The organism is Deltaproteobacteria bacterium, assembly GCA_016875225.1.
GTDB lineage: Bacteria > Myxococcota_A > UBA9160 > SZUA-336 > SZUA-336 > VGRW01.
On the sequence record VGRW01000009.1, the window covers coordinates 1 to 17,118 of the forward strand.

Genomic DNA, 17,118 nt, shown 5'->3' on the forward strand with positions numbered 1-17,118 from the left:
CGTCGGCGTGTCGTGGGCGGAGGAGTGCGCCGGATGGGGGTCGACGAAGCGGTCGGCTGTGCCGGGCACCGCTGAGGAGACCCCCATCCGGCGCGCCCCGGCACTCACTCTCGGGTCAGGCTCCTAGTCGTCCCTGCGCAGGCCGAGCAGGCGGAGCAGCGTGCGCCAGAGCAGCTGGAGGAACGAGCGGGCGGGCGGCGCGGCGAGCTTCTCCTCGGGCGCCTCCGGCCGCCAGCGCTCGAAGGCGGAGAAGAACTGGCCGGCCATCTCGCGCGTCACTCCCGAGATCATGCGCTGGCCCAGACGCGCGATCTGGCCGCCGATCTGCACGTCCGCGGCGTACTGGGCGCTCGTGCCCTCGTCGACCTCGGAGAGCGAGAGCGTGACCTCGCCGTCGACGAAGCCGACCGGGCCCTTGCCCGTGAGTCGCAGCCGGAGCCGCTCGTTCGGCACGCGCTCGAGATACTCGATCGTGCCCTCGAAGCGCCCGGTCAGCGCGGGCAGGCGCACCTCGAGCAGCGCGTCGTAGTGGTCGGGATCGCGCGCCTCGAGCTTCTCGAGCCCGGGCACGCAGGCGGCGAGAACGCGTGGATCGTTGATCCGCTCCCAGGCCGTCGCCAGAGGCACCTCGATCAGCTGCCGCCCGTCGAGCTTCACGAGGCGGCTCGGGCGCAGGCCGAGAGCAGCGCGCGCAGCGCGAAGACGCCGGCGAGATGCGCGCGGTACGGGCCGGACGCGTGCAGATCCGCCATCGGATCGGCCTCTTCGATTCGCGCGCAGAGCGGGCGCAGCGTCGCGGCGTCCGGAGTCTGGCCCACCAGCCGCTGCTCCAGCGCGCGCGCTCGGAACGGCACCGGATTCACGCCCGTGATCCCCAGAGCCGCGCGCTCGATCCGCCCCTTCCGATCGAGCGCGACCTGCGCCGCCACGCCGGCGATCGCGAAGCCGGAGGCGGCCTGTCGCATCTTCGTGTAGGCGGTTCCCGCGCGCTTTCGCTCGACAAGGAACCGCACCTCGGTCAACACCTCGTCGTGCCGCGGCGCGGACGCGAGCATGCCGGTGAAGAAGCGGTCGGCCGGAATCGACCGCTCGCCGCCGGGGCCGACGACGATCGCCTCGCCATCGAGCGCGAGGAACGCCGCGGGCCAGTCCGCCGCGGGGTCCGCGTGCACCAGACTCCCGCCGATGGTGCCGCGATTGCGGACCTGCGCGTCGCCGATCGCGCCCGCGGTCTCGCGAATCACGTGCACGTCCTCGAGCTCCGACGCTGCGGCGAGCGCGGCGTGCGTCGTGCGGCCGCCGATCGCGATCCGGCCGCGCCGCTCCGAAACGCCCTCGAGATCGGGAACCCGGCCCAGGTCGACCAGCAGCGGCGCGGTGGCGAGCCGGTGCTTCAGCGCCGGGATCAGGCTCATTCCGCCGCCGAGAAGCTTCGCGCCAGGGGTCTTCGCGACCCGCTCGACCGCCTCGGCCAGGCTTCGCGGCGCGACGTAGTCGAAGCGCTCGGGAATCACCGTGCGGCCTCCTGCAGCGCGCGCCAGATCCGCTCCGGCTTCATCGGCATGTCCAGGTGGGTCACGCCGCGCGGTCGCAGCGCGTCGAGCGCGGCCGACACCAGGCACGGCGTCGAGCCGATCGTGCCCAGCTCGCCGATCCCCTTCGCGCCAAGCGGGTTCAGCTGCGTCGGCGTGCAGGTCGAGTCGAGCTCGATGCGCGGGAACATCTGCGCCTTGGGCAGCGCGTAGTCCAAGAGCGTCGCGGTGAGCAGCTGGCCGCTCTCGTCGTAGACCACCTCTTCGCAGAGCGCCTGGCCGAGCCCCTGCACGATTCCGCCCAGCCGCTGCCCGTCGGCGAGAAGCGGGTTCACGATCCTGCCCGCGTCGTCGACCGCGACGTAGCGGATGAGCTCGAGCTCGCCGGTGTCGGCGTCGATCTCGACCTCGCAGAAGTGGGTGCCGAACGGGAACGTCGTGCCCGTCGGCTCGAAGCGCGCGACCGCCTCGAGCCCGGGCTCCTCGCCGGGAATCGGCACGTTCCAGAGGTGCGCCGCCTCGGCGACCTGCCGGAACCCGAGCTTGCGGTCGCTCTGCGCGACGCGGAACGACTCGCCGTCGAAGTGCACCTGCTCGGGCTTCGCGTCGAGCAGGTGCGCCGCGATCCGCGACGCCTTCGCCAGCACCTTCTCGAGCGCCATGTGCACGGCCGTGCCGCCGACCACGAGTCCGCGGCTTCCGAACGTGCCGACGCCGTGCGTGACGACGTCCGTGTCGCCGTGCAGGACCTCGACGTCGTTCACGTCGATTCCGAACGCGTCGGCCGCGAGCTGGGCGAAGGCGGTCTCCTGGCCCTGCCCGTGCGGCGAGACCCCGGTCGTGATCACGACGTTTCCGGTCGGCTCCACGCGCACCACTCCGCTTTCCCAGCTCCCGGTGCGCTGGATCGGCGACGCGCCGGTGCTCGGTCCAAGGCCGCAGATCTCGGTGAAGGTCGCGACGCCGATCCCGACCAGCCTTCCCTCCGCGCGCGCCTTCGCCTGCCGCGCGCGCGCGCCCGCGTAGTCGAAGCGCTCCAGCGCCTTCGCCAGCGCGAGCTCGTAGTCCCCCGAGTCGTAGATCGCGCCGGTCGCGGTCGTGAACGGGAACGCGTCCTTGGGGATGAAGTTCCGCCGTCGCACCTCGACGGGGTCGAGGCCGGTCGCGGCCGCGATCTCGTCCATCACGCGCTCGACGGTGTAGGCGGCCTCGGGCCGTCCCGCGCCGCGGTAGGCGTCGGTCGCCATCGTGTTCGTGTAGACGCAGACGACCTCGACGTCGATCGCCTTCGGGTGGTAGCAGCCGGGCATCATCAGCGGCGTGAAGGTCGCGATGCTCGCGCCGAAGAACGACGGGTACGCACCGACGTCGGAGATCACGCGGCCGCGCAGCGCGAGCAGCTCGCCGTTCTTGCGGTAGGCGGCCTCGATCTCGTGCACGTGGCCCCGGCCGTGCGTGGTGCCGAGCAGGTTCTCGGTGCGCGTCTCGGACCACTTCACCGGGCGGCGCAGCTTCCGCGAGATCCACGGCAGCAGACACTCTTCGGCGTAGACGGGGATCTTGGCGCCGAACCCGCCGCCGACCTCGGGCGCGATCACGCGGATCCGGATCTCGGCAATGCCCAGGCACTGCGCGACGGACTGCTTCACCAAGTGAGGGACCTGCGTCGAGGTCCAGAGCGTGAGTCGCTGCGGCCCCTCGTCCCAGTGCGCGAGCACGGCGCGGCCCTCCATCGAGACCGGCGCGAGCCGCTGGTTCAGGAGCTCGAGCCGCACGACTCCGTCGGCCTCCGCGAAGAGCTTCTGCACCTCGGGGCCTCCGGTCGCCGGGACGTGGAGCGCGATGTTGTCCGCGTGGTCTGCGTAGACGCGCGGAGCGTCCGGCGCGAGCGCGGCGCGGGGGTCGACCACGGCCGGCGTCGGCGAGATCTCGACCGCGACGTCGAGCGCGGCGTCGCGCGCGAGGTAGCGGTCCTCGGCGACGACCACCGCGATCGGCTGGCCGACCCAGCGCACTCGCCCGTCGGCGAGGAGCGGGTGCTCCGCGTCGCGACCGGCCTCGGGCCGCGCGACGCAGGGCGTGCGCCCGACCGTCCCGCGCAGATCCTCGAACGTGTAGACCGCGACCACGCCGGGCCGCGACAGCGCGCGCGAGGCTTCGATCCGCTCGATCCTTCCGGCCGCGTAGTCGCTGCGCACGAACGAGGCGTACAGCCCGCCGTGCAGCTTCAGGTCGTCCGTGTAGCTCGCGAGCCCGCGGATCAGGCGCGGATCCTCGCGCCGCTTGATCCGCTCGCCCACCGAAACGGGTCGGACCGGCACTAGCGGCGCCCCTTCCCGACCTGCGCGGCGTGCTGCACCGCGTTCACGATCTGCTGGTAGCCCGTGCAGCGGCAGATGTTTCCGTCGATGGCGTGGCGGATCTCGCGCTCGCTCGGATCGGGATTCGACTCGAGCAGCGCCGCGGTCGTCATGATCATCCCGGGCGTGCAGTAGCCGCACTGCAAGCCGTGCTCCTCCCAGAAGCCCTTCTGCACCGGGTGCAGGTGATCCGCGTCGCTCGCGAGGCCCTCGATCGTCGTCACGGCCCGCCCGTCGGCCTGAACCGCGAAGATCGTGCAGCTCTTCACCGCGCGGCCGTCCAGGTGCACCGTGCAGGCGCCGCAGATCGTCGTCTCGCAGCCGACGTGCGTGCCGGTGAGCCCGAGCGTCTCGCGCAGGAAGTGCACGAGCAGCATGCGCGGCTCGACGTCGCGCTCCTGCGCTTTCCCGTTCACGGTGAGCGATAGCTTCACTTCGCGATCTCCTCGATCAGCTCCGGAACCTTCTCGTGCACCTCTTCGGGCACGCGGAACGTGGTCATCGAGCCGAGCACCCCGAGATCCTCCCGCTCCACGCGCTCGCGGCCGGCGAGAAGCGCGCGCCCGCGCAGGAGCTTCACCGCCTTCACCAGAAAGCTGCGATCGGTGAGCAGCGAGTTGGTCTCGTCGCAAGCATAGTCGACCACGAGCCGGCGCAGGAACTCGATCAGCCGGTCCTTCTCGGCGTCGGGGACGAAGACGCGGGACTGCGCCGCGTAGAGCGCGTCGAGCTCTGCGCGCCCGAGCAGCGGCTCCGGCTCCGGCTGCTCGACCACGCGGCCGTCCGCGAACTGGTCGACGAGCGCGCGCGCTAGCGCCCGCTCCCCCGACTGGATCAGCCCCGAGACGCGCAGCTGGATCGCGAAGCGGTCCAGGTTCGCGGGATCGAGCGGCTCGTTGTAGTACTCGTCGCGAAGCGGATTGCTGGTCGCGATCGCGGTGAGCAGCGGAATCGGCTTCTCGCCGAACTTCCGCTCGTTCAGGATGCGCAGCAGCACGTTCAGCGCCTCGCCCGGCGCGCGCGAGATGTCGTCGAGCACGCAGATCTCGGCGGTCAGGATTCCCCCCGGCTCGATCGTCTGGTGGATCCGCTCGCCTGCGGCGTCCGGAAGAACGCGCCGCTCGAGCACGACGTCGCCCACCAGCTCGGAGAGCCGCGTGTCGCGGTGCATCTGGTAGAAGAAGAAGCCCAGGCCCGCGCCGCGCGCGGCGACCTCGGCCATGCGCGTCTTCGCCGACCCGGGCGGGCCCTCCAGGTAGATGTGCTCGCGGCAGACCAGCGCGAGCAGAAGCGCGTCCTTCGCCTCCGCGTGACCGACGACGTGCCGGTCGAGCAGCTCGCGCAGGCGGCCGAGACTCTGCTTCAACGCTCCCCTCCGCTCCGACGTCTGCCTGCGCCCGTCGATCGCTCGCGCACCGAGAGCCGCCCGTCGGGCCCGGGCCGGCCGACGAAGCCAGCTCCTTCGGTCTCGCGAGAGATCTCGTCCAGAACCTCGGGGCACTCGCCGAGCCCGAGGAAGACGGTGTGTACCTTAACTCCGAGCTCACGGGCCAGCGCGCGCTCCCGCCGCACCTGCGGGTCGCCGAGCACCGGCACGCCGTCGGTCAGCATCACGATGTGGCGCTCGCGCGCCGCGCTGCCGCGCAGCTCCGCGAGCGCCGCGCGAAGCGGGGCCTCGTAGTTGGTACGGCCCTCGGCGCGGCGACGCGAGGCGAGCGCGAGCAGTCGCCGGTAGCGGCGGTGCAGGAACGCGCCGCCCGCCTCGAAGCGCTCGGCCTCGTGGTTGAACTCGACGTAGCCCATGCGCATGCGGCGGCGCGCGCCGGTGCGAACGAGACCCGCGACCACCTGCCCGGCCCAGCGAGAGAGTCGCCCCTCCATCGAGGCCGATACGTCGCGCAGCACCGCAAGCGACCCGCCGGCGTTGCGCCGCTCGCGCCGGGCGACCCGGACGCTCGACGCTTCGCCCTGCACCAGAAGCAGTCCGTCGACGGGATCGGCGTCGAGCAGCTCGTCGAGCCTGCGCATGCGCCGAAAGCCTCGCGGCTGTCCGCCGGGGTCGTCTCCGCGCGACACCGCCCCGCGCTCGAGCCGGCCGAGCAGCGCGCGCACGAGCTCGTCGACGGACGCGGCGTCGTCATCGCCGCGCGCGCGCGGCATCGCGGCGATGCTCTCGAGCGGCGCGGCGATCGTCTCGAGCCCTGCGACCGGCACCGGCGCGTCCGCGCCGCCGCCGCCCTCACCGGCCGCCGTCGCGGGCCGCGCATCCGCAGGAAGCGCACGGATCGGCGTGGCTTCGAGCAGCGCGTCCTCGAGGATGGCCGCGACGTGCGGCTCGAGCGACTCGGGCACGCGTCGCGCGAGCATGTAGCGCAGCGCGCGGACGTCGATCGCCTCGACGCGCGGAGCGCCGCGCAGCCACGCGTGCGCCCGCAGGATGCGCGGCGCAGAGGCCGCGAAGGCGCGATCGCTGAGCAGCGCCGGCTCGTCGCCCGAGGCGGCGCGCAGCCGCTCCACCGCGCGGAGCAGCGCGTCGATCGCCGCCGGATCGATCGGCAGCGCCGCGGCCTCGCGCTGGATCCGATGCCGCTGCGCGGCGTCGAGCAGCGACTCCGCCGGCTCGGCCGGCGGATGATCCAGAAGCTCGCGCGCGAGCGCGAAGCGGCGCCCGAAGAGCAGACCCCGAATTCGCAGCTGCACCGCGAAGCGATCGAGCTGGCTCGGCTCGAGCGGGTCGGAATGCCCTTCGAGCTCGTCCGAGGCTGCGGTCGCGACGGCGCTCTCGAGCGGAAGCTGCGTCCCGGCGAGCCTGCGCTCGGAGAGGACGCGGAGCAGCGGCGCGAGCGCCTCGCCGGGCGCACGCGAGAGGTCGTCGAGCAGAAGGATCTCGGCGCGCGCGAGCGCGCCGGGCATTCGCTCGAACGAGATCCGCTCGCTCGTCTCTCGCCGCTCGCGGCGCAGATGGTGCTCGCCGAGAAGCTCGCTTGCGCTGGTGTCGCGGTGAAAGCTGATCCGCGCGGCGCTCGCGCCGGCGATCCGCGGCAGCGCGGCGGCGAGCGCCGACTTCCCGCAGCCCGGCGGCCCCTCCAGATAGGCGTGCTCGCGCGCGACGAGCGCGAGAAGAAGGCCCGTCTTTGCGTCCTCCTGGCCGAACAGGACGCGGTCGAGCGCCTCGCGGGCGCGATCGAGCGGCGCTCTCGAGGTCTTCGGCGTCTGCACGGGTCGAGCTTCGCGTTTGTCCGTCCGATGAGCCACGTGTACGTTGCCGGCCGAACGCCGGATCGGGCACGTCCCGACGAGGTAGCGAGTGAGGGACAAGAACCGGATCGGACGCCTGCTGCTCGTGCGGCACGGTGAGAGCGAGGGCAACGCGCTGCGCCGCTTCACCGACTCCGAGCAGGTGCCGCTCACGCCGAAGGGGCGCGAGCAGGCGGAGCGCGCCGCCGAGCTGCTGCGGGCGCGCTTCGCGCCGGTCGGGATCGTCTCGAGCCCGTTCACCCGCGCGCACCAGACCGCCGAGATCATCGCCTCGACGCTCGAGCTTCCGATCGAGATCGAGCCCGAGGTTCGAGAGCAGTTCCTCGGCGAGCTCCACGGCCAGCCCTACGACGCGGCGCTGGCCACCCCCGGCTTCGAGACCCTGCCGCGCTGGGAGTGGCGACCGCCCGCGGGCGAGACGCTTCTCGAGGTGCAGAGGCGCGCGGTCGGCGCGCTGCTGCGCATCGCCGGAGCGTGGGTCGGCGCGGACGTCGTCGTGACCAGCCACGCCGGCACGATCCAGTCCTGTTGGGCACACGCGGTGCGGGACTGGCAGGCCGCGCCGCACGTGCCGAACTGCGGGGTCGTCGTGATCGAGCACGACGGCCGCGAGCTGGCCCGACCCGAGCTGCTGCTGGCTAGTTCCTGAAGCGGGAGGTCTCGGGCGAGAGCGCGAGCGAGGCCGCCTGGTCCGGGTGGATCTGCTTCGCGCGCGCGAAGAGGTGATCCTCGCTCTCGACGTTGTTCGGGTCCGGCACGCAGCAGTCGACCGGGCAGACCTCCGCGCACTGCTCCTTGCCGTGGAAACCGACGCACTCGGTGCAGAGCCTCGGGTCGATCTGGAAGGTCTCCTCACCCTCGCTGATCGCCTCGTTCGGGCACTCGGGCTCACAGACGCCGCAGTTGATGCATTCCTCGGTGATCATGGTCGACATGGGGGAGACTCCTGAAGGTGGCTGGCGCCTCAGTGCGCCAGGGTCAGTTCGGAATGCCCGCGCGGGATACGCCCCGCGAGCAGGAGTTCATTCGAGCGGGCGAGCCTGAACTCGAGCTCGCCGTCGTCGGCGGAAGGGCCGAGCTCGAGGTCGGTCGCGAGAAGCTGACGGCCGAGTCGAACCAACGCCTTCAGCTGCGCCGCCGTGACGCGGTCGAGCCGCCGGCCGGCAAGCTTCTTCAGGTTCGAGACGGCGAGGTGGACGTCGGGCACCTCGCCGGATCCGGCGCAGACCGGACAGAGCCGACCGAGCGCGTCGCGAAGCGCGGACTCGACGAAGGCCGTCTGGTTCGGAAGCTGGCGAAGCGCGGCCGCGAGCTCGGGGTCGACCCGAAACGTGACCCGTCGCTTTGCCCGCGTACCCCGACTCATCGCGTGCGGCAGAATGCTGTACGCCGCCTCGGCCGTCAACGCCGGCCGCAGCGCGAGCGCGGAAATTTTCCGCGCGGACGGGCGGCAGACGGATTCCTGCATATACTCTGACCCGCATTTCCCTGTTGCCGGAGGTCTATCCTGGAATCGGATAACGACCGACCCGTCGACGCACCCGGCCCGCCCCGACGCTCCCGGCGTCGACGACGACGGCGCCGGGGATCTCGGCCCGTGCTGGCCGAGGGCGCGACGACCGAATCAGCGCTCGAGGGCGCGGACGCGACCCCGCTCGTCGGGGAATCGCAGGAGCCCGGCTCGGACTCCTCCCCGCCCGCCCAGCCCGGTTCGGGTCGCTCGCGCCGACGGCGACGGCGGCGGCGGCGCTGGGTCGGGGGGCCCCCCTCGGATCTGGCGCTCGATGGCTCGCAAGCACCGGACCCCGCGGTGGCCGGCGAGCTCTCGAGCGAGGCCCATGGCGAGACCGCGGATTTCGAGGGCGACGGGGAGCCGATCGAGGCCTCCGAGCCGGATTCGGCCGGCCGCGAGCCGGGCTTCGATCGGCCGCGCCGGCGGCGCCGCAGGCGGCGTGGCGGCGGGGAGTTCGTGAGCGACGAGCGCCTGCGGCAGATGCTCGACCTGCTGCGGCGCGAGTTCGGACTGCGCCACTTCCGGCCCGGCCAGGAGGAGGCGATCCGCGCCGTGCTCGACGCGCGCGACACGCTCTGCGTGCTCCCGACGGGCGGCGGCAAGTCGCTCACGTATCAGCTGCCGAGCCTGCTTCTGCCGGGGCTCACGGTCGTGGTCTCGCCGCTGATCGCGCTGATCCGCGACCAGTTCGAGAAGCTGCGCGCGCAGGGAATCGAGACCGTGCGGCTCGACAGCTCGCTCACCGGGACCGAGAAGGAGGAGGCCCTCACGCTGCTCGAGGAGGGCGACCAGAAGATCGTGCTGATCACGCCCGAGGGCGCGACCGGCCCCGCCTTCAAGAAGCGCGTCGCCGACCAGAAGGTCAGCCTGCTCGTGATCGACGAGGCGCACTGCGTCTCGGAGTGGGGCCACGACTTCCGGCCCGCTTATCTGGCGCTCGGCGCGCTCGCCGAGGAGCTCGGCCGGCCGCCGATCCTGGCGCTCACCGCGACCGCGCCGCCGCTCGTGCGCGAGGAGATCGTGAAGCGCCTGGGGCTGCGCGACCCGGCGATGGTGGTGCGCCCCGTCGCTCGGCCGAATCTGCGCTTCGAGGTGAAGGACTGCCCGTCGGAGGACATCAAGCGGCGCGAGCTCGTGCAGTACCTGCGGCGCCTGCGCAGGCCCGGAATCGTCTACTGCTCGACGGTGAAGGACGTCGAGGAGCTGGGCGCGCTGTGCAAGATCGCGCGCATCCCCGCCGAGATCTACCACGGCCGCCTCACGAAGGCCGAGCGCGACCACGCGCACAAGCGCTTCATGTCGTCGGGAAAGCGCATCGTGATGATCGCCACCAGCGCGTTCGGCCTGGGCGTGGACAAGGCCGACATCCGCTACGTGCTGCACTACCAAGTCCCGGGATCGCTGGAATCGTACGTGCAGGAGGCGGGTCGAGGCGGGCGCGACGGGCTGCCCACGCGCTGCATCCTGCTCTGGGATCCGAGCGACGTGGACGTGCAGCGGCACTTCCTCTCCGAGGGTCCGGCGACGCGCTCGCAGATCAAGAAGGTGGTCGAGGGGCTCTCGGCCTGGTCGCAGGACGGACGCGCGGTCGAGGCGGCGACGCTGGCGATGGCGACCGAGGTCGGCGTCACGCGCACGAAGGCGATCCTGGAGGGGCTGCGCGACGCGAACCTGGTCACGGAGGCCGAGGACGGATTCACGCTGGTCGGCGCGATCGACGTGAACGACGCGGTGAAGCTGCTGTCGCGCCGCAACGAGGAGCGCAAGACCACCGATCGGCGGCGCCTGGAGAGCATCATCCACTACGCCAACAACACGACGGAGTGTCGGATGATGCACATCCGGCGCTACTTCGAGGATGGCGAACCCGCTCCCTGCGGCCACTGCGACGTGTGCGAGCCGAAGCTTCGGCGCCGGCGTCGGCGCTCGAAATCCGGCTTCCGCGGGCCCGGCCCCGGCTCGGACGAGGAAGACGACGAGTGAGCTTCGAGCGTGAGGCGGACGTCGCGCGCGAGGCGGCGCTCGCCGGTGGCGAGGTGATCCGACGCCATGACTCCGCGGAGCGACGCGCGTCCTGGGAGAAGTCGGACGACAATCCCGTCACGGCCGCGGACCTGGAGGCGAACTCCGCGATCGCGGCGGTGCTGCGCGCGGAATTTCCCGGCGACGCGGTGCTCTCCGAGGAGACCGCGGACAGCGCCGGGCGCCTGTCGGCCGAGCGGGTCTGGATCGTCGACCCGCTCGACGGCACCAAGGAGTTCGTCGAGGGCGTGCCGCAGTTCGCGGTCTCGATCGCGCTCGCGGTTCGCGGTCGGCCGGTCGCGGCCTGCGTGTACCAGCCTTCCACGCGCGAGTGCTTCCACGCCCGGAGCGGCGGAGGCGCGTGGCTGGGATCGGAGCGGCTCGCGGTCTCGAGCGTGGAGACGCTTTCGAAGAGCGTGATGCTCTCCTCGCGAACCGAGATGAAGCGGGGCGAGATCGAGGTCTACCGCGAGCTCTTCGCGCGAATCGAGCCGGTGGGCTCGGTCGCGCTGAAGCTCGCACTGGTCGCCGCCGCGCGCGCGGATCTCTGGATCTCCGCCGCGCCCAAGAGCGAGTGGGACGTCTGCGCGGGCGACCTGATCGTGCGCGAGGCCGGCGGCACGTTCCTCGAGCTATCGCGCGGCGAACGCCGCTACAACCAGGCCGACGTTCTGCTCCACCCCCTGCTCGCAGCCGGGCCGAAGCGACTCGTCGAGGAGTTCCGGAGGCGAACGTGCAAAGGCTGAAACACCCCATGCTCCGGATCCGCCCGGTCTCGGACGAGGCGTACGCCGTATCGGAGCTGCTCGTCGAGCGGCTGTCCGAGCGGCGCATCTGGCTCTTCGATCTCGAGGCGACGGGGCTCGACACGAGCCGCGAGCGAGTCACACAGATCGCCGGCTGCCTGCTCGAGGGAGGCCGACTGCGCGAGGAGACGGCGTTCACGAGCTTCGTCTGGCCGGGCGACGGGATCGAGATCCCCAAGGTCGTGCGCGAGCTGACCGGAATCACGCTCGACACGCTTCGCGGCGCTCCCGAGTTCCCCGAGGCCTGGGATCGGCACCTGGAGGCGGCGCGAAGCGCCGACTTCTGGATCGGCCAGAGCGTCTTCGAGTTCGACGTGCCGCTGCTCGAGGCGGAGCTGGCACGGCATCGCCGGAAGGTCGAGCTGCCGGCCATCCTCGATTCCGTCGTGCTCGCGACCTGGCTGCTCGGCGAGCCAGAGGAGCGCTGGAGCACCTCGAGGCTGCTGCAACACTACTCTGTGGATACCGTCGGACTGCGCCGCCACGACGCCCTCGACGACGTGAAGATCCTCGGTCGGCTGCTCGCGCCGATGCTTCGCGACGTGCGGCAGAAGCGCGGGGATCGGCTCGAGATCCCGCCCGGAGCGCCGCTCGCGGTCCGGCGCCACCCGCCGATCAAGACCTGAGCGGGGCTCCGTCGGCGCTCAGCCGGCCGCGAGCCCGAGCCAGAGCGACGCCACCCGATGGGTGACGAACGCGCCGAGCCAGGCCAGGCCGAGCATGTAGCCGAACGCGAGCGCCGGCCAGCGGAAGCTACCGGTCTCGCGCGCCATGACCACGATCGTCGAGGTGCACTGCAGCGCGAAGACGAAGAAGACCAGGAGCGCGAGCGCGACGGGCAGAGCGAAGACGGGCTCGCCGGTCTCGGGATCGACGTCGCGGCGAAGCGCCTCGCGCAGGTTCGTGGAGTCGTCGCTCTCCGCGACGGCGTGGATCTGCGCGAGCGTCGAGACGATCACCTCGCGCGCGGCCAGGCTCGCGACCAGCCCGACGCCGATCTTCCAGTCGAAGCCGAGCGGCGCGATCAGCGGCTCGATCGCGTGTCCGAGCCGGGACGCGGCGCTCGCCTCGAGATTCGCGCGCGCCTGCTCGGCCGCCGTGAGCAGCGGGTCGGGGGTGGCGCGGGGAAACGAGAGCAGACCCCAGAGCACGATCGACGTCGCGAGGATGATGGTGCCCGCGCGGCGCAGGAACGCGCGCGCGCTGCGCCCGACCTGCCTCGCGAGCAGGCGAGCGGTGGGCCAGCGGTACGGCGGAAGCTCCATGTAGAAGACCGAGGGCGTGCCCTTGAGCAGCGTGGAGCTGAGCAGCGCGGCCGAGGCCAGCGCGGTCGCGACGCCGAGCCCGTAGAGCGCGAACATCACCAGACCCTGCAGACCGAGCGCACCGAAGAGCGTCGTGCCGGGGACGAACGCCGCGATCAGCAGCGTGTACACGGGCAGGCGCGCGGAGCAGGTCATGAACGGCGCGACCAGGATCGTGGCGAGGCGCTCGCGGGGCGATGCGATCGTGCGCGCGGCCATGATGCCCGGCACCGCGCACGCGTAGCAGGAGAGCAGCGGCACGAAGCTTCGCCCCTGCAGACCCACCCAGCCCATCACGCGGTCGACGACGAAGGCCGCGCGCGCCATGTAGCCGACGTCCTGGAGCAGGTGGATGAACGTGAAAAGGATCAGGATCTGTGGCAGGAAGATCAGGACCGAGCCCACGCCGGCGATCACGCCATCGGCCCAGAGGTCCGTGATCCAGCCGGCCGGCAACACCTCGCGCGAGGCGCGCGCGAGCGCGCCGAAGCCCGCGTCGATCGCGTCCATCGCGGGCACGGCCCAGCTGAAGATGCTCTGGAAGAGCAGGACCATCACCGCGGCGAAGACGAGCAGCCCGAAGACCGGGTGCAGGAGCACGCGATCGATCCGATCCGTGCGCGTGTCGGGAGCGAGCTCGGTCGCGCCGATCGCGCCGCAGACCTGGTCGACCCAGGCGAAGCGCCGTGCCGCGTCGTCGGCCGGCGGCAGCTCGACGGCGCGCGACCAGCGCGACGGATCGGGGAGCAGCCGCTGCAGCGGATCGATCCCGACGCCGCGGTGGCCGACGACGCCGAGCACCGGGATGCCCAGGATCCGCGAGAGCCGCACCGGGTCGAGCTTTCCGCCGCGCGCGCGCACCTCGTCGATCATGGTCAGCACGAGGAGCGTCGGAAGCCCGCGCTTCAGCACCTCGCGCACCAGCCCGAGTCCCCGCCTTAGCGTGGTCGCGTCGACGACGCAGACGATCCCGTCGAGCTCGGGCTCGCCCGCGAGTCGGCCACCGAGCGCCTTCTCGACGATCTGCTCGTCGGGCGTCTCGCCGATCAGGCTGTAGGTTCCGGGCAGATCGAGCAGGCGCACCTCGGCGGGCGCTCCGAGCAGCCGGCCCTCGCGTCGCTCGACGGTCACACCGGGATAGTTCCCCACTCGCGCGCTCGATCCGGTGAGCACGTTGAACAGCGTGGTCTTGCCAGCGTTCGGCGCGCCGACCAGCGCGACGTGAACCGGTCGGGGGTCGTGCACGAGCGCCGCGCTCATCCGCGGGAATCCGAGCCATCCGGCAGGACCATGAGCCCGGCCATCTGCTCGGCTCTGAGACAGATCCGGTAGCCGCGCAGCTCGACCTCGACCGGATCCCCGAACGGCGCGCGCCGGAGCACCCGCAGACGCGTTCCCGGGACGAAGCCGAGGTCCTCGAGACGGGACGGGATCGCGCCGGGCCCGTCGGCGGGCGCGATCCGCGCGTCGCGCCCGACCTCGAGAGCCAGCAAGGGGATGGCCACGTCCTGGTTCGGGCCCGCGCCCATCTTCAGCTCCCGCATCGACGCGCGACGAATGGAATCGACGCTGATTGTCCGCGATGCAGGCGGAAGCTGCCACAGACCGGATGCGGCCCTCGCGCGAGCGAGTGCTAGCATGCGCTGCGGATGTCCGACCCCGCGCAGATCCCGCCCGGTCCGCTGGACGGACTCCTCGTCGTCGACCTGACTCGCGTGCTGGCTGGTCCGTACTGCACGCTCGTGCTCGCGGAGCTCGGCGCGCGCGTGATCAAGGTGGAGCGGCCGGATCGCGGCGACGACGCGCGAGAGGTCGGCCCGTTCATCGCCGGGAAGTCCGCGTACTTCATGTCGCTGAATCGCGGCAAGCGCAGCATCGCGCTGGACCTCGGCGCGAGCGGCGATCGCGCGATCTTCGAGAAGCTGCTCGCGCGTGCGGACGTGCTGGTCGAGAACTACCGGCCGGGCGTGCTATTGAAGCACGGCTTCGGCTGGGACGCGCTGCACGCGCGCTTTCCGCGGCTCGTGCTCGCCTCGATCTCGGGCTTCGGCCAGACGGGCCCCTATGCGGAGCGGCCCGCGTTCGACATGGTCGTGCAGGCAATGGGCGGCGTGATGAGCCTGACGGGCTGGCCGGGCGGGCCTCCGACGCGGGTCGGCACGTCGATCGGCGACATCACCGCGGGCCTGTTCGGCGCGATCGGCGTGCTCGCCGCGCTGCAGGAGCGCCAGAGCACGGGGCTCGGCCGGCACGTCGACGTCGCCATGCTCGACTCGCAGGTGGCGATCCTGGAGAACGCGATCGCGCGCTACGCCGCGACCGGCCAGGTGCCGGGGCCGCTCGGCGCGAGGCATCCGTCGATCGCACCGTTCGCGGCGTTTCGCGCGCGCGACCGGTATCTGGTGATCGCGGCCGGACACGACGAGATGTTCCGCAGGCTCTGCGGCGTGCTCGGCGCCGACGAGCTGCTCGGCGATCCGCGCTTCTCCGGCGTGCAGGAACGCGCGCGCAATGCGGACGCGCTCACGCCAGAGCTGGAGAAGCGACTCGCGGCACGAGACGCCGCGGACTGGCTCGCGCGCCTCGCTGCCGCGGGCGTTCCGTGCGGGCCGATCCACGACATCGCGGGAGTGCTCGCCGATCCGCAGGTCCGCGCGCGAAACATGATCGTGTCGGTGGACGATCCGATCGCGGGCGTGCTCTCGATGCCCGGAAATCCGATCAAGCTCGACCGCCGCGCCGATCCGACGACGCGCCCGCCCGCACCCGAGCTCGACGCGGACCGCGCGGCGATTCTCGCCGAGCTAGAGCGCGAGGACGGCTGAGACCGTCGCGAGCGTGGCGATGGCCGCGAGCAGGTAGGAGCCGTACGCCGCGAGCGGCGCGACCGAGTGGCCGAAGAGGTCGAGCGCGAAGTGGCGCAGATGGTGCGCGCAGTGCCAGAACACCAGCGAGAGCACCGTGCACAGGAAGAGCTTCCCGACCGTGCCCGAGGCGAGCGCGTGGGCCCGCTCGTAGCCGAGCCCGCCGCTCATCAGATCGGTCGGACCGAGCAGAAGCACGCCGATGATCAATCCCGGCAGGAAGAACGCGGCGATGAAGCCGCCGCCGCCGAAGAGCAGCCACCAGACCGGTTCGAGCTTGCGAATCAGGTTCATCCGATCGCCCCCCCGAGGATCAGCAAGAGCACGATCCAGAGCGTGACGAAGCCGCCGAGCGGCGCGATGCCGAGGATCGGCATCGGCAGACCCGGGGCCGGAATCGGCCCGATCCGACCCGCCGCGATCTTGCGCCCGACCCAGCCGAAACGGAACGCGAAGTACAGCGTGAACGCGAGGCAGAACAGGTTCAGCGCCACCATTCCCGGGCTCGCAAGCCCCGCGAGCCAGGCGGCCCACGCCTGCTCGCCCTGCCCCAGGGCCGAGACGCCCTGCAGGAGCAGCAGGCCCGAGATCGCCATCGGGATGCAGGTGAACGCGAAGAGCGTGTAGCTGCGGTAGCGGCGCCAGCCGAGCGGGAAGCCCGACGGCTTGCGCGCGGGCGCGGTCGGCGTCGACGATGTCCTGGTCTGCGCGTGGCTCATGTGAAGCTCTTCTTCGGCACGACGTGCAGCCACTGCAGCGCAGAGGTCAGCTTCGCCTGCTGGATCGCCATCGCCGGGTCCACGTGCTTGGGGCAGACCTGGCTGCACTCGTTCGCGTAGGAGCAGGCCCAGACGCCGTCGGCATCGGCGAGCGTGTCGAAGCGCTCGGCGTTGCCCTCGTCACGCGAGTCCATGTTGTAGCGGTGGCCGAGCGCGATCGCGGCCGGGCCGAGGAACTCGGGCTCGGAAGCGAGCACCGGGCAGGCCGCGTAGCAGAGCGCGCAGTTGATGCACATGGAGTACTGCTTGAACTCCGCCAGCTGCTCCGGCGACTGGCGGTACTCGCCCTGCCCGACGTCCTTCTCGATCTTGCGGATGATCCAGGGCTTGACGCTCTTGATCTTGTCGATGAACGATCCGAGATCGACGACCAGATCTCGTACGACCGGGAAGTTCGAGAGCGGCTCGACGCGGATCGTGCCCGTGTAGTTGCGCACGAACGCGGCGCAGGTCAGCACGGGACGGCCGTTCACCAGCATTCCGCAGCTCCCGCACACGCCCATGCGGCAGGACCAGCGGTGCGAGAGCGTCGGGTCGATGTCGTCCTTGATCGCGTTCAGCGCGTCGAGGACGACCCAATCCTCCATGCACGGCACCTCGTAGGTGTCGAAGCGCGGCTCGGTATCCGTCTCCGGACCGAAGCGCAGGACCTCGAACTTCACCACCCTCATCTCGGCCAT

18 protein-coding genes are annotated in these 17,118 nt (G+C 71.6%); 5 read left to right on the forward strand and 13 right to left on the reverse strand.

Translation table 11 applies throughout. The features are described from left to right. Positions 1 to 123: 123 nt before the first annotated feature. The 6 genes from FJ108_04035 to FJ108_04060 are packed head-to-tail and all read right to left on the reverse strand — an operon-like array spanning position 124 to position 7,303. Positions 124 to 780 (reverse strand): carbon monoxide dehydrogenase subunit G, encoded by a 657-nt coding sequence (locus tag FJ108_04035; protein MBM4335068.1) that lies wholly within the window; start codon positions 778 to 780, stop codon positions 124 to 126. Then, complete coding sequence (locus tag FJ108_04040; GenBank protein ID MBM4335069.1) at positions 654 to 1,622, reverse strand: xanthine dehydrogenase family protein subunit M; 969 nt, start codon at positions 1,620 to 1,622, stop codon at positions 654 to 656. The genes FJ108_04035 and FJ108_04040 overlap by 127 nt, the downstream gene beginning before the upstream one ends. After that, a complete protein-coding gene (locus tag FJ108_04045; protein ID MBM4335070.1) occupies positions 1,511 to 3,853 on the reverse strand; it encodes a xanthine dehydrogenase family protein molybdopterin-binding subunit in 2,343 nt (780 codons plus the stop codon). Before FJ108_04045 ends, FJ108_04040 begins: the two co-directional genes overlap by 112 nt. Further along, on the reverse strand, positions 3,853 to 4,326 hold the full coding sequence (locus FJ108_04050; protein ID MBM4335071.1) for a (2Fe-2S)-binding protein: 474 nt from the start codon (positions 4,324 to 4,326) through the stop codon (positions 3,853 to 3,855). The genes FJ108_04045 and FJ108_04050 overlap by 1 nt, the downstream gene beginning before the upstream one ends. Beyond that, positions 4,323 to 5,258, reverse strand: coding sequence for a MoxR family ATPase (locus FJ108_04055; GenBank protein MBM4335072.1), 936 nt, complete (start codon positions 5,256 to 5,258; stop codon positions 4,323 to 4,325). The genes FJ108_04050 and FJ108_04055 overlap by 4 nt, the downstream gene beginning before the upstream one ends. After that, positions 5,255 to 7,303, reverse strand: a complete 2,049-nt coding sequence (locus tag FJ108_04060; protein ID MBM4335073.1) for a VWA domain-containing protein — start codon at positions 7,301 to 7,303, stop codon at positions 5,255 to 5,257. The genes FJ108_04055 and FJ108_04060 overlap by 4 nt, the downstream gene beginning before the upstream one ends. On the opposite strand from FJ108_04060, the gene FJ108_04065 reads away from it, so the two are divergent. After that, positions 7,200 to 7,799 carry a histidine phosphatase family protein gene (locus FJ108_04065; GenBank protein MBM4335074.1) on the forward strand — a complete coding sequence of 200 codons (600 nt, stop codon included), beginning with the start codon at positions 7,200 to 7,202 and terminating at the stop codon, positions 7,797 to 7,799. The genes FJ108_04060 and FJ108_04065 overlap by 104 nt on opposite strands. Here FJ108_04065 and FJ108_04070 read toward each other — a convergent pair. Both FJ108_04070 and FJ108_04075 read right to left on the reverse strand, forming a co-directional pair. Then, on the reverse strand, positions 7,789 to 8,085 hold the full coding sequence (locus FJ108_04070) for a YfhL family 4Fe-4S dicluster ferredoxin (GenBank protein MBM4335075.1): 297 nt from the start codon (positions 8,083 to 8,085) through the stop codon (positions 7,789 to 7,791). The genes FJ108_04065 and FJ108_04070 overlap by 11 nt on opposite strands. Positions 8,086 to 8,114: 29 nt before the next feature. Continuing rightward, on the reverse strand, positions 8,115 to 8,516 hold the full coding sequence (locus FJ108_04075) for a hypothetical protein (GenBank protein ID MBM4335076.1): 402 nt from the start codon (positions 8,514 to 8,516) through the stop codon (positions 8,115 to 8,117). A gap of 444 nt (positions 8,517 to 8,960) precedes the next feature. On the opposite strand from FJ108_04075, the gene FJ108_04080 reads away from it, so the two are divergent. The 3 genes from FJ108_04080 to FJ108_04090 are packed head-to-tail and all read left to right on the forward strand — an operon-like array spanning position 8,961 to position 12,117. Continuing rightward, complete coding sequence (locus FJ108_04080; GenBank protein ID MBM4335077.1) at positions 8,961 to 10,646, forward strand: ATP-dependent DNA helicase RecQ; 1,686 nt, start codon at positions 8,961 to 8,963, stop codon at positions 10,644 to 10,646. Further along, the gene (locus tag FJ108_04085; protein MBM4335078.1) at positions 10,487 to 11,431 is read left to right on the forward strand and encodes a 3'(2'),5'-bisphosphate nucleotidase CysQ; all 945 of its coding nucleotides are present in this window, start codon (positions 10,487 to 10,489) and stop codon (positions 11,429 to 11,431) included. Before FJ108_04080 ends, FJ108_04085 begins: the two co-directional genes overlap by 160 nt. 8 nt (positions 11,432 to 11,439) lie before the next feature. Continuing rightward, complete coding sequence (locus tag FJ108_04090) at positions 11,440 to 12,117, forward strand: 3'-5' exonuclease (GenBank protein MBM4335079.1); 678 nt, start codon at positions 11,440 to 11,442, stop codon at positions 12,115 to 12,117. 18 nt (positions 12,118 to 12,135) lie between these two features. On the opposite strand, the gene FJ108_04095 is transcribed toward FJ108_04090, so the two are convergent. Both FJ108_04095 and FJ108_04100 read right to left on the reverse strand, forming a co-directional pair. Further along, positions 12,136 to 14,055 carry a ferrous iron transporter B gene (locus FJ108_04095; protein ID MBM4335080.1) on the reverse strand — a complete coding sequence of 640 codons (1,920 nt, stop codon included), beginning with the start codon at positions 14,053 to 14,055 and terminating at the stop codon, positions 12,136 to 12,138. Beyond that, entirely contained in the window at positions 14,052 to 14,324 is a 273-nt protein-coding gene (locus tag FJ108_04100) for a ferrous iron transport protein A (protein ID MBM4335081.1), read from the reverse strand. The genes FJ108_04095 and FJ108_04100 overlap by 4 nt, the downstream gene beginning before the upstream one ends. Positions 14,325 to 14,444: 120 nt before the next feature. Here FJ108_04100 and FJ108_04105 point away from each other — a divergent pair, with 120 nt between their 5' ends. Beyond that, positions 14,445 to 15,620 carry a CoA transferase gene (locus tag FJ108_04105; GenBank protein ID MBM4335082.1) on the forward strand — a complete coding sequence of 392 codons (1,176 nt, stop codon included), beginning with the start codon at positions 14,445 to 14,447 and terminating at the stop codon, positions 15,618 to 15,620. Here the strand turns inward: FJ108_04105 and FJ108_04110 are convergent. From FJ108_04110 to FJ108_04120, 3 genes are read right to left on the reverse strand one after another with little or no spacing between them, the layout of a single operon-like run. Further along, positions 15,600 to 15,953: a hypothetical protein gene (locus FJ108_04110; GenBank protein MBM4335083.1), complete on the reverse strand. Its 354-nt coding sequence runs from the start codon at positions 15,951 to 15,953 to the stop codon at positions 15,600 to 15,602. The genes FJ108_04105 and FJ108_04110 overlap by 21 nt on opposite strands. After that, on the reverse strand, positions 15,950 to 16,378 hold the full coding sequence (locus FJ108_04115; GenBank protein MBM4335084.1) for a hypothetical protein: 429 nt from the start codon (positions 16,376 to 16,378) through the stop codon (positions 15,950 to 15,952). The genes FJ108_04110 and FJ108_04115 overlap by 4 nt, the downstream gene beginning before the upstream one ends. After that, positions 16,375 to 17,118: a succinate dehydrogenase/fumarate reductase iron-sulfur subunit gene (locus tag FJ108_04120; protein ID MBM4335085.1), complete on the reverse strand. Its 744-nt coding sequence runs from the start codon at positions 17,116 to 17,118 to the stop codon at positions 16,375 to 16,377. Before FJ108_04120 ends, FJ108_04115 begins: the two co-directional genes overlap by 4 nt.

What these genes read in the sequence shown, in the direction of transcription:
- FJ108_04105 (MBM4335082.1), top strand. Translation starts at nt 14,445, where the DNA reads ATGTCCGACCCCGCGCAGATCCCGCCCGGTCCGCTGGACGGACTCCTC.
- FJ108_04120 (MBM4335085.1), bottom strand. Translation starts at nt 17,118, where the DNA reads ATGGCCGAGATGAGGGTGGTGAAGTTCGAGGTCCTGCGCTTCGGTCCG.
- FJ108_04075 (MBM4335076.1), bottom strand. Translation starts at nt 8,516, where the DNA reads ATGAGTCGGGGTACGCGGGCAAAGCGACGGGTCACGTTTCGGGTCGAC.
- FJ108_04115 (MBM4335084.1), bottom strand. Translation starts at nt 16,378, where the DNA reads ATGAGCCACGCGCAGACCAGGACATCGTCGACGCCGACCGCGCCCGCG.
- FJ108_04110 (MBM4335083.1), bottom strand. Translation starts at nt 15,953, where the DNA reads ATGAACCTGATTCGCAAGCTCGAACCGGTCTGGTGGCTGCTCTTCGGC.
- FJ108_04100 (MBM4335081.1), bottom strand. Translation starts at nt 14,324, where the DNA reads ATGGGCGCGGGCCCGAACCAGGACGTGGCCATCCCCTTGCTGGCTCTC.
- FJ108_04070 (MBM4335075.1), bottom strand. Translation starts at nt 8,085, where the DNA reads ATGTCGACCATGATCACCGAGGAATGCATCAACTGCGGCGTCTGTGAG.
- FJ108_04090 (MBM4335079.1), top strand. Translation starts at nt 11,440, where the DNA reads ATGCTCCGGATCCGCCCGGTCTCGGACGAGGCGTACGCCGTATCGGAG.
- FJ108_04095 (MBM4335080.1), bottom strand. Translation starts at nt 14,055, where the DNA reads ATGAGCGCGGCGCTCGTGCACGACCCCCGACCGGTTCACGTCGCGCTG.